The sequence below is a fragment of the Xylanibacter ruminicola 23 genome (assembly GCF_000025925.1).
Taxonomy (GTDB): domain Bacteria; phylum Bacteroidota; class Bacteroidia; order Bacteroidales; family Bacteroidaceae; genus Prevotella; species Prevotella ruminicola.
In genome coordinates this window covers 2,248,879-2,260,982 of record NC_014033.1, presented here as the reverse complement: position 1 = coordinate 2,260,982, position 12,104 = coordinate 2,248,879, and the positions used below count along the sequence as shown (strand labels likewise).

Sequence of the window (12,104 nt, the reverse complement as noted above, 5' to 3'; positions counted from 1 at the left end):
CTTTCATACGTCCTGCAGATCACTCAGGAACAAACTTATCGTAACCGTAGCCAAGGCTACCAGCAGATACGAAGTACTGTACCCAGAAGTAGCAATAGCCATCGTCGTACATGGCGTTGTCGAGATAGTCGTCTGTGTTCTGCCAGGTAGCAAGGTCGCGAACGCTTACATCGCCGTAGTTGCCGTAGGTCTTACCAATAGGCTGAGCTGCTACGCGAACTACTTCGTAATTACCAGTTTTGTCGGTACCCTTCATACCTGTGCCGGTGAACTTCAGTGAGTAGCCAGCGCCAAATACGTCCTTGATACGGTACAAACCATCTACGTTAGCGCAATACTGCAGTGTGGCTGTAGTGCTTGTCTGGCCAGTAGCGGCTGGCTTAGCGAAGGTGTAGGTACCAGTAGCGATATCGCGCCAGTCGAGACCCTTGAACGATGTCTCGGTAGCGTACTTGGTGCTACCTTTAACACCTACAACGGTGATAACGTAGTCGCCCATCATACCGGTAAGGGTCAGATCTACAGGGTTACCTGCCGACAGGTTGTCGATCTTTGTACCATTGCTTACTACATAGTCGGCATAAGCATCGGGTGCAAGATTGCGAGCGGCTTTGTCGTCGGCTTTCTCGGCCAGATAGTAGGCCGACTCAACAGAACTGTTGGCTGCCACGCGTACAACGCAATCGTTGTCGGTGCTCAAAGGCAGCTGAGCATCATACTGATAGATGGTTACAACAGGATTGCTGTCGGTTCCGGGCTCTGTTCCTCTCTCGTCTTTACATGCCGTGAGGGCAAGTATTCCAACGAAGGCGAACATGATGTTATATAAATACTTTTTCATTTTGTTCATCTTTTAAGTGGTTATAACATGAATTACCAAGCGTATGGAGCAGAGTTTCCTGATGGAGCAATTGGCTCTGGGTTGTTGGTACAAGCATTGTTGTAGTTAGTCTCTGTCTGTACGATACACAGATTCATCCATTCTGGAGTGGTCTCTACGTTCCACTGGTACTGGTCGGCGTGGTTTGTACCTGCATAGCTACGGATGATACCCTTCTGGAGGCGCTTGATGTCGAATGTAGCCAAGCCCTCGCCCCAGAACTCAACACGACGCTGCCACCAGCACTCGTTCTGGAACTTAGAGGTAGAGGTGTTGTAGTAAGCCTCGTTGTGAGTGCCATACTCGTAGTTGGCGTCGCGAGTCTTAGCAAACTTGGTCAGCAACTCGATACCACGAGCCTCGTTCTGCATACCAGCAGCCTCGGCTTCAATCAGGTACATCTCCTCTACGCGCATCATAGGTACTGCTACTACCCAACCGATGTACTGGTTAGCACGACCAGCCTCGCCACCGGCAACACGGAACTTCAGAGGCAGACCACCAACGGTATAGATGTAACCTCTACCATGAGCGGCTGTACCTGAACCATCGAGCAGCCAATCGGGGTGTGCACTGTAAGCAGAGAGGGCCTCTAACTTCTCGGCACGAGTGGCCATATCGTCGATAGCAAAGTCAACGTAGCACTTCTTGCGGCAGTCGGTTGCAGGGATTGTCTGATACAAGTGGTAGTCGATGCAGAATGGCTGACCGTAGTTAGCTGCGTAACCGCAACCAGAAGCTACAGGGTCGATCTCGATACACATCATTGAACCCCAGCTTGAGTCACCGTCGTTCTTAGTGATGTTAGGATCGTCGCTCTTATAGGTAAGTCCCAGCATCCAGGCACCGTTAGGTGTGTTGAAACCAGTTTCCTGATCGGTGTACTCGTCGGCACTCATCAGCGTATAACCTGTCTGAGCCTTCTTGGCATAAGCCTCGGCATTTGCCCAATCCTGCATGTCAAGATATACACGGGCCTTCATACCGTAAACGACGCTCTGATCGGGTACATACTTGTTCTCGCGTTTGTAACCAGCCAGATATTCCTCGGCCTTGTCGAGGTCGCTCAGGATGAACTGATACATCTCCTCGTTAGTGGCACGTGGGTTGTTTGCCAGGTCGGCAACAGCTGTCTTCTCTGTCACGATGGGAACTGTCTCCGAATTCTTGTCAGCACCATAAGGCTTCTGAGCGAACATGCGGGCCAGATCGAGATAGAAGTATGCGCGATAGAAGTAAGCGCGACCTGCGCCAGCCTTCTTATCGGCATCGGGTTCCTCGCCAGCCAGCGAGATAACCTCGTTACAGCTCTTAATCCACTTAAAGTAGTAAGTCCAGGGGTACTGTGAGTTAGCCCAGCTTGGACCCAGGTGGTCGGCACCATACCAAGCACCAAACCAGTTGATGTATGGATAAGCAATGTCCTGACCAGAAACGTCGCGCATCAGGAAGAATGCAGGCAGTCCGAAGTCGTTAGCACGAGTGTCGCCACTGTCGTAAACAAACTGTCCGGCGAGTGTTGATGTGATGGCGCTAACGGCGTTGTCGAAAGCACCTGGAGCGTTAGCCACCTGATCCTTTGTGGCGTAACTTGTCTGTGGGTCAATCTCCTTGATACAGCTTGTTGCGCCTGTCATCAGTGCGCCAGCTGCTATGATTGATAATATCTTATTTTTCATATTCTTCTCTCCTTTATAATTTAGAATGTCAGCTGAACACCACCTGAGATTGTGCGTACAGGTGAATAAACGTTGGTAGAAGCTGTGCTCTTGTAAGAGTAGCGTGGGTCGAAGCCCTTACGAGCTGACCAGAAGCAGAGGTTCTCGCCCGCAGCATAAACGCGGATGTTGCTGATGCCAAGTGGGGTAACGAGCTTCTTAGGTACTGTGTAGCCAACAGTGAACGACTGGAAGTTCAGATAGCTGGCATTGGTGAGCCAACGGTCAGAACTGTAGGCAGAGTACTGGTCGCCATACTGGAAACGAGGAATGTCGCTGTTGGTGTTGGTGGGCGACCATGCCTTCAGGATGTCCTTGTGGTAGTTGTAACCAGCATCAGAAGAAGAGCTGGCAGGAGTCATCAGCTTAGCATAGCCTGAATCGTAAACCTTACCACCAATCTGATAGTCGAATGATACCGAAGCATCGAAGTCGCCTACACGCAGGTTAGAGCTGAATCCACCGAATGCCTTTGGCAGGGTAGAGCCGTTGTCGGTGTAACGCGAAGCCTCACCAATCAGGGTTGTAGTGCCGCTCTTCTTGGTACCAGGCTTGCTGATAACGTTGGTTGAAACCTTACCACCAGCAGGACTCAGATCCTCATCGTAGTAGTACAGGGCCTCACCCTTGTCGTTAACACCTGCATAAGCATAGTTCATATAGTTGTTCAATGGGCCACCTACGGTGTACCAGTAGTTGCTCTCGTAGAAACCACCGTTCTCACCAATCTTTGAATCAGGCAGACTCAGAATCTTAGTTGCGTTGTGAGAAATGTTGGCTGATACACTCCAGTCAACCAGCTTGCTGCGGATGATATTGGCAGTGAGGCTGAACTCGATACCCTGGTTGCGGATGTCACCTACGTTACCATAGTAACCACGTGTACCTGCAGACTCAGGAATTGACAGCCAGAACAGCAGGTCGGTAGTCTTCTTGTAGTAGAAGTCGATGCTACCCTGGATGCGGTTCTTGAACAAACCGAACTCAAGACCGATGTTGGCGTTGGTCAGGGTCTCCCATGTGATGTCGGGGTTACCAATCTGACGGAATGAAGGCGACATCTGAGTAGATGAAGCAGGAGTCAGTGAGTAGGTATCTACATAAGCAAAGCTCGAAGTGTTATCATTACCCTGCTGTCCGATAGAGGCCTTAATCTTCAGCATATCCAACCAGCCCTTAGTGCTCTGCATAAACTTCTCCTTAGAGATGATCCATGCACCACCTACTGACCAGAATGAACCCCAACGTTTATCCTTGGCAAAGCGTGAAGAAGCATCACGACGGAATGAAGCGCTTCCGAAGTACTTGTCGTCGTAGCTGTACTGAGCGTTAGCAAAGTAACCTTCAACGTTGTACTCGTTGGTGTAGCTGGTTACCTGTGCCTGGTTCTTACCGGCAAAAGCATTCAGTTCCTTAATATCTGCGCTGAATCCACCCTGAGCAAGACCAGTGAGGTCGCGTGAAGTCTGATTCCAGTACTCGTGACCTGCCATCAATGTAACGCTATGCAGACCGAAGTCCTGAGCATAAGTCAGTGTCTGAACGTGGTTCTGGCGAAGGGTGTTGATCTGCTCCTTCTTCAACTCACCGTTAGCTACAACCTTTGGTCCGTAAAGGGCGTTGTCGTACCAAGAGTATGAGGTCTGACCCAGAATGATAGTGCTGGTGGCGTTGAACTTCAGGTTCTTCAGAATGTTGATATCCAATGAGAAGTTACCATTCAGCTGGTTGCCGATGTTGTAAGTCTCGTTGTAGCGGTTTGAACCAAGTGGGTTACCTGTCTGCAGGAATCCACGGCTGGCACCATGATAGTTAGTACCTGGCACACCATAGTCGTAGTGTGGATTGCCGTTCTCGTCGGTACGGATCACTGGCTGACCTGTTGCTGGGTCGATCACGCGTACGTAGATAGGATAGATAGGTGCAATGTAAGATGTGTAGTACATCAAGTTAGTAGAACCCCAGTCAGTGCTCATGTTAGGGTTACTGTACTGTTTAGAGTGTACATAACCAACGTTGGCAGCCAGCTTCATCCAAGGCTTAACCTGATAGTCGGCCTTGATACGGGCTGTGGTACGCTTGTAGCTTGAGTACTCGATGATACCATCCTCGTCAAGGTGACCCAGACTGGCGTAGAAGCTAGCCTTCTCGTTACCAGACGAGATGCTTACGTTGTACTCCTGGCGCAGGGCTGTCTTGTAAGCAGCATCGGCCCAATCGTCGCTAGTCATGTAGTAAGTCTCACCAGTGTTCTCGTCGGTGTACTTACGGCCCAATGTGGCTGAAGGGTTAATCTTACCATCAAGACCGATGAGCTGCTGGCCCTCGGGCACTGTGTAGATATTGTAACCCAGGTGATTCAGCATGGTGCTGTTGGCCCACTGGTTGGCGGCAGCGTTGCTCATGCCCTGGCCATAGTAGCCATAGTTGTAGAGCTGAGAGTAGTAAGCCTCGTAGAACTGAGCTGGATCGGTAATCTTATCGTACTCCTGAACGGCGCGGCTGTTAGCACCCCATTTTACATCTACATTAATCTTGGTCTGATCCTTCTGCCCCTTCTTGGTGGTGATGATGATTACACCACTCGAACCACGGGCACCATACAGAGCTGCACTGGCAGCATCCTTCAGAACTGATACCGACTCGATATCCTCGGCAGGAATATTGCTCAGTGATGCGGGATAAGGTGCACCATCAACGATAACAAGTGGGGTGGTTTCGCTATAAAGCGAGCTGATACCACGGATGCTGATTTCGGCATTGCCGGCACCAGGGGCACCAGAACCACCACGCAACTGCAAACCTGCTACCGAACCGGCAAGTGCGTTGGTTACGTTAGATACGGTGTGCTTCTTCAGGTCTTCTGAGTTTACTACTGCAGCTGAACCTGTGAACGCTGACTTCTTCTGCTGACCGAAGGCTACTACGATAACCTCGTCAACAACCTGTGCGTCGGCCTTCAGGAAAACGCGCATACCGTTCTTGGCGTTTACAGTCTTGCTCTCAAAGCCAAGATAAGAAATCGTCAGTGACTTCTTACCCTCTGGCAGTGTCAGTGAGAACTTACCGTTTACATCTGTCAACATACCAGTACTTGTGCCAACAACTTTAACGGCAGCACCGATAATGGGCTGACCGTCCTCTTGTGAGAGCACCGTACCAGTAATCTTAGTCTGTGCCAGCGCTGTTCCTACAAACAGGAAAAGGCTGACCATCAACATTGTTAGACTTTTTTTCATAAATTCACTCTCTTGTTTAATTATACGTTTGTAATATTAACTCTGATAAGGTGCAAAATTATGGTATATAAGTCTAAAAAACAAATAAAATTATAAAAAAATCACACTTCGACCCTAAATTTTGCATTTTTATTCTTGGTGGCTTGATTTATGTCAATCAAAAAGTATAAAAATGCTTTTTAATTACAATCTGAAAGTTAAACGCAATATTTGCTTTCATTTTCTGTTTTTATCGGCTTAAACTCTTACTATGCCTATTGGTTTTATGCAGATAATATGCATGAATAAATGCATATGCATCCATATTATATATAATAAGGTGTAATTTTCCTAAAAAACTTGCACCGTATTATTTTTTTGCTTAAATTTGCAGCCATATAACCTAAAGCAATATTGTTATGAAGAAAAAAACGTTAATTATCCTAAGTGTTGCAGCAGTAGTCGTTGTTGCTGGATTTGTGTTGTCGAATTCAATCAATTGGCCCGTTGACGTTAGTAAGACCGAAGGCGACATTGGTAAGGTGGCCCGTTTCTCTCGTGACGCCGACGCCGAGAAGCTAACTAATATGGAAGAGTTGCTGAGGACCGATTCAGATTATCAGGAAGGGATGGTGATGTCTTATGCTTTGATGCAGTTACGCTCTGAGCAGTTTGCCAGTCTGGTTGACCTGTCGAACCAGGTGGCTGGCAAGATTCCCGAGTATGCACCGCTGATTCAGAAGATGAATGGGATTGGCAAAATGGTTAACAATGTGAATGCACAGCTGAACGATGTTGGCAAGCAAATGGAAAAAGCTCTGAGTGGTGAGGAATGCCCCGAACTGACACAGAACACCATCAATGCCTCGCTGGCCTACACCCAGCTGCAGAAGCAGAATGCACTGGCCGACCAGTTTATCGAGACTACCGACAAGTATCTGGCCAATGCCAAGGGTAGCGACCAGTTGAAGCTGGTGCGCGACCAGTGGGTTGACTATCAGAAGCTGACCGCTGCTCTCGAAGCTAATAAAGAAGATGCAAAGGCACTTGACGAAAAGGGCTACCTGCTGACATCAGAAAAGGCCGAGGCCGCACTCGGTGCCCATGCCGATGCTACACAGAAGGTGATGCGCCTGAACACAATGATTTGCAATAAGCTCAATTTGAGTACTAATCTGAATATGGTACTTGCTGGTCGTGTTACAAATAGCGAGAAACTGGGCATTTTCTGTAACAGTGAAAAACTGAATGTGTACTTCTTGAATACAGCCCTGATGAATCAGACTAACGCTGCTTTGAATTTTAAACTGCCTAACCAACTTAATGGCTTTATCGGGCAAACGGCTCTGGGTAGGAAGCCTAAATATCCCCCAAAAGAAAAGTAGAACTAACAATACGGTGCGCAATCATAGCATGTATAAGCGTATTGCCTTATTGATACTGATTCTGTTCCCGATGTTGACTCGGGGGCAGAATCAGACTTATTTCCAGTATCGTACCGATGAAGCTACCCTGGTGTTCTTCGATAAGAACCAGTCGCGCTACATTCCTCACATGATGCGAAACTTTCAGTTGGGCAAGGCGTTGCATCAGCAGATATGGACCACCGACTCGGTTTATCAGTCTGAAGCGCCACTGCTACTGCTGACCGACTGGGAGGACGATGGTAACGGCGGAGCCACGCCACTGCCACGGTCGCTCATCCAGATTGGTATGGCACCGCTCAACATGTCGTACTACGTGGCGCCGTCGGGCGAGCGTTACCGTCAGCTATTTAAGCATGAGTACACCCACACCGTGATGACCGATAAATACAATCTGCGCGACAAGCACTGGCGCAGTTTGTTTGGTACGAAGGTGTGTACGGATAATACCCAACCCATTTCGGCCCTGTGGAGCTATCTGTGCGTGCCGCGCTGGTATGCCCCCCGCTGGTATCACGAGGGTATCGCCTGTTTTATGGAAACATGGCTTGGCGGAGGAGTAGGGCGCGCACTCGGTGGCTACGACGAGATGTACTTTCGCAGTATCATCGCCGATGGCGAAAAACTCTTCTCGGTGGTGGGACTCGAAACCGAAGGCTCTACCATGGACTTCCAGGTGGGGGCCAACGCCTATCTGTATGGTACGCGGTTTGTGAACTATCTCACCAAAAACTACGGTTACGACAAACTGATTGCCTTTTACAATCGCACGGCTGATAGTCGCACGTTCTTCGGTAGTCAGTTTAAGAAAATCTACGGTCAGCCGCTGCGCAAGGTGTGGGACGACTGGAAGCAGGACGAACAGCACCATCAGCAGGCCAATCTGGCTGCCATCCGCCAGTATCCCGTCACACCCACAACGCCCGTCACATCCAAACCGCTGGGCTCGGTATCGCCGCTGGTTTACGACTCTGTGAGCGGGAAGGCCTACGCAGCCATGAATGCCCCAGGCAAGTTGGCTCATATCACCGAAATCGACCTGGCTACAGGCAAGCAGCGCAAACTGCACAACCTGAATGGCCCCACGCTCTACGATCCTGCCTACGTGGCTCTCGACACGCGCCATCAGCGCATCATCTATACCACCAACAATGGTAAATGGCGCGGACTGGAGGTGTACGACCTGCAGCAGAACCGTGTGGTGAAGCGCAAGAATTACCAGCGTATCGGCAACATCGTTTATGATAACACGCACGACTGCCTGTACGGACTGCTATCAAACGGCGGCACACAAACGGTGGTGCGCTTGGATAGCAATCTGGAGAACATCGAGCCCATCTATGCATTCCCGTTTGGCGTGAGTGTGTTTGATGTCGATGTGAGTCACGATGGCACCTGGCTGTCGATGACCCGACAGGGCGACAACGGCGAACACACCCTGTTGCTGTTTAACCTCCAGGAGTTTGAACAGGCCATTTACAAACCGGTAGAACTGGTGACGTGGCGCGATGCCAATCTGGGACAGTTCCGCTTTTCGCTCGACGATCAGTATCTCGTGGGCAGTAGCTACTACACCGGTGTGTCGAACCTCTGGCAAATCAACATCGCCACCCGACAGATGGAGATGCTTACCAATGCCAACATAGGTATGTTTGCACCGCTCGAAATACAGCCCGGACAGCTGCTGGCGCTGCAGTTTGAGCGCGATGGTATGCGACCGGTAACACTGAAACGCCAGGTGGTGACCGATGCCAATGCCATAAAGCTGTACGGGCAGGCGGCCTACGAACAGAACCGCGACGCACTTGAACAGGTGGGCTTGCTGCGCGACTCGCTGCCCAGAATCGAGTTTGGCGATGTTTACAACCATATTACCCCTTACCATGTGCTCAAGGAGATGCGCTTTGCAGGGGCTTATCCCACCATCTCTGGCTTTACCGATGCCGACAGTTGGAATCATGTTACACCGGTGCTGGGCTACCGCTTGGCCGTGAACGACCCCGTGGGACTGAGCAGTATCCGTCTCTCGCTGGGCATATCGCCATGGAGCCACAACCCTTGGAAGAACCGCTTGCACGCCGACCTGGAGTGGCAATACTACTTCTGGAAGCTGAAGGCGGCTTGGAACCACACCGACTTTTACGATCTGTTCGGTCCGAGACGTACCAGTCGTAAGGGCTATACGGTGGGGCTGTCGTACGATTATACGAATAGTATGATAAGCCCCTACACCCGTGAGTGGGGATTCTCGGTGGATGCCTATGGCGACATGGATGCACTGCCCATGTATCAGGAGATAGCGGTGAACGACGTGAAATCGCTGCAGACAGCATCGATCTACGGCAAAGTATCCAAACTGCGCAAGTCGCTTGGCGGGGTGATGGACGAGCAGGGCTACCAGCTCGGCATCAGCGGCTATGGCTATCTGGCTGGCGGCACATTCTATCCATCCATCGAAGCCACAGGCGATTTCGGTACGTTGGTGCCGTTCGACCGCAACACATCCTTCTGGCTGCGTACGGCTGCCGGGCATAACTTCGGCGATGCCCAATCGGTGTTCGGCAATACCTATCTGGGCGGATTCCGCAATAACCGTGTGGACTATCGCGATGCTTTCCAATATCGCACTGCGCTGGCCATGCCAGGTGCCGACATCGATGCCATTCAGGCCCACTCGTATGCCAAAGCCACTACCGAGCTGAACCTGCGCCCCATCCGACTGAACAACTTCGGCGCCCTGTTCTGCTATCCCACGTGGATACAGTGCTCGCTTTTCGGTACAGGCTTGTCGGCCTGGAATCCTGGTACCAAGCATCAGATGTATTATAGTGCAGGCCTACAGCTGAGCACCGAACTGGTGTTTGTGAACTATCTGAAGACGACACTCTCGGTAGGTTTAGGCCACCTGTTTGCCCCCGAGGGCTTTGCTGGCGGCAGGCATGGCAACGAGTTAATGATATCCTTAAAATTACTATAATGCAGTTTGTAGCTTCGCTATTACCTATTATAATATATATACTGGTAGTTTACAAGATTGATCATTTCGCACTTGTAAACAAGCGTAGGCTACTGCAGTTGGTGGTGGGTGGCATGCTCATGGCACTGGTGTGCTTTGGCTTGTTCAGTTGGCTGGATGGGGTGCTGCCCGATGGCTCGCACCCGGTAGTAGAGGAGGGGGTGAAGGCTGTGCCGCTACTGGTGCTGGCAGGGCGCAAGCGTATGGTGTTCTTTATCGATAGCGTTATCTGCGGTGCTGCTGTGGGTGGCGGGTTCTCTATTCTCGAAAACCTGTTCTATCTGGTGCTGGGGCAGGATGCTGGCTTGGGCACCATGCTGTTCCGTGGGTTGGAGGTGGCACTTGTGCACATTGGTTGCAGTGCCGTGGTGGCTGCTGGCTTGGTGCTGGTGGTGCGGCAAACGGAGCGATGGCGCTCGCGACTGGGGGTAAAGCCGTTTGATGTGGTGATGACCATCCTGCTGCTGGTGGCTGCCGTTGCTGCGCACGTGTGCCATAACCATCTGCATTTCAATCCTGTCATGCAGTTTGTAAGTGTATTGGCCGTGATGGGTGGTCTGCTGGCATGGACCTACTTCTACGATGTGGATATGATTCACCGTTGGCTCGACAGGGGGCTCGACGAGCAGATACAGCTATTCCAGAGTATCCGCGACGGGCAGTTGATAAACACCTCTACAGGTGCTTTCCTCGAGTCGGTCAAGGCATCGTTCCCGCCATTGGTTTATTTCGATATTATCTGCTATGTGCGCCTGCATGCCGAACTGTCGGTAACGGCTAAGGTGCGTTTCCTGATGCGCGAGTCAGGGATGCTCCCCCCGTTGGGTGAGAATGAGCGCCAACAGGTGCTGGCCAAGTATCGGGAGTTTAAGCAGATGGAAAAAAATATGGGCGCATCGGCCATGATGACCATTGCGCCCGTAGTGAAGTTGCATCCGGCTGATGTGAATGCCTTTCGCAACCTGATTAGCGAGTGTAGTATTACTTAACCTGGATAACCAGATACTTGCTGGTGCTCCAGAAAGCGATAGGATCGTTGATGCGCAGGATGAGCTGCTTGTTGGCATCGGCGGTTAAGCGGTACGAGCTGGCGGGGTGCGAGGTGAGTACCTTGGCATCCTTGCTGTAGAGCTTGATGTCGCGATCCACGCGGATATCAATCTTGGTGAAGTACTCGCGGTTGAAGTTGCCCTGCAGAATCTTGCTCTTGCTGAACAGACCATCCTTGGTCAGAATCTGCTGCTTCTTCAGTTCGTCCTTAGTACCGTAAACAAACCAGGCAGTGTTAAGCTGCTTGTCCTGCTCCTGCAGTTTCTGAGCCTGAGCGTCGTTCTCGCTCTTCATGGCGCGAGCGTCGTCCTGCATGGTGTTGATCTCGTTGTTAAGCTCGTTGATGTGGATATCCTTCAGGTCAAGCTGGGCCTGCATCTCGGCTATCTGCAAGTCCTTCTTCTCCATCTGCTCCTGCAGGCTGGCGATGATCTTCTTCAGCTTGTCGCCCTTGATCGAGCTCTCGCGGGCCTGCTGCTGCAACTTGGCAATCAGATCCTTGTTCTGCTGCATCATCGACTGGATGTACTGGAAGTTCTCGGCTATACGCTGCTTACTGTTGGTACCCTCGCCCTGCTTGGCCAGGGTAACACGGTTCTGAGCGTCGGTAATCTCACGGAATCCGTCCTCAATGTCGATTAAGGTAGTCATCATGTCGTTAATCTCGTCATCCTTCTGGGCAATCACCTGGTTCAGCGAGTCGCGCTCGGCGCGGGCTGCGTTCTCCGTTTTCTTGGCGCCCTCATTACAACTTGCCAGTGCGGTAAGGCACAGAGCGAAGATAAATAACTTTTTCAT

7 protein-coding genes are annotated in these 12,104 nt (G+C 50.8%); 3 read left to right on the top strand and 4 right to left on the bottom strand.

From position 1 onward, the window contains the following. Window positions 1-19: 19 nt before the first annotated feature. The 3 genes from PRU_RS09715 to PRU_RS09705 are packed head-to-tail and all read right to left on the bottom strand — an operon-like array spanning window position 20 to window position 5,837. The gene (locus tag PRU_RS09715; protein ID WP_143040030.1) at window positions 20-841 is read right to left on the bottom strand and encodes a hypothetical protein; all 822 of its coding nucleotides are present in this window, start codon (window positions 839-841) and stop codon (window positions 20-22) included. Between the two features lie 32 nt (window positions 842-873). Beyond that, window positions 874-2,559: a RagB/SusD family nutrient uptake outer membrane protein gene (locus PRU_RS09710; protein ID WP_013063261.1), complete on the bottom strand. Its 1,686-nt coding sequence runs from the start codon at window positions 2,557-2,559 to the stop codon at window positions 874-876. A gap of 20 nt (window positions 2,560-2,579) precedes the next feature. Further along, entirely contained in the window at window positions 2,580-5,837 is a 3,258-nt protein-coding gene (locus PRU_RS09705) for a SusC/RagA family TonB-linked outer membrane protein (RefSeq protein WP_013065462.1), read from the bottom strand. Between the two features lie 398 nt (window positions 5,838-6,235). On the opposite strand from PRU_RS09705, the gene PRU_RS09700 reads away from it, so the two are divergent. Genes PRU_RS09700 through PRU_RS09690 form a run of 3 tightly spaced genes read left to right on the top strand, consistent with a single transcriptional unit; the run spans window position 6,236 to window position 11,245 of the window. Next, on the top strand, window positions 6,236-7,201 hold the full coding sequence (locus tag PRU_RS09700) for a hypothetical protein (protein ID WP_041386069.1): 966 nt from the start codon (window positions 6,236-6,238) through the stop codon (window positions 7,199-7,201). 28 nt (window positions 7,202-7,229) lie between these two features. Further along, a complete protein-coding gene (locus tag PRU_RS09695) occupies window positions 7,230-10,217 on the top strand; it encodes a BamA/TamA family outer membrane protein (RefSeq protein ID WP_013064399.1) in 2,988 nt (995 codons plus the stop codon). Beyond that, window positions 10,217-11,245, top strand: coding sequence for a PrsW family glutamic-type intramembrane protease (locus PRU_RS09690; protein WP_041386068.1), 1,029 nt, complete (start codon window positions 10,217-10,219; stop codon window positions 11,243-11,245). The genes PRU_RS09695 and PRU_RS09690 overlap by 1 nt, the downstream gene beginning before the upstream one ends. Here PRU_RS09690 and PRU_RS09685 read toward each other — a convergent pair. Continuing rightward, complete coding sequence (locus tag PRU_RS09685; RefSeq protein WP_013064364.1) at window positions 11,238-12,104, bottom strand: Cbp1 family collagen-binding glycoprotein adhesin; 867 nt, start codon at window positions 12,102-12,104, stop codon at window positions 11,238-11,240. The two genes, PRU_RS09690 and PRU_RS09685, sit on opposite strands and share 8 nt — an antisense overlap.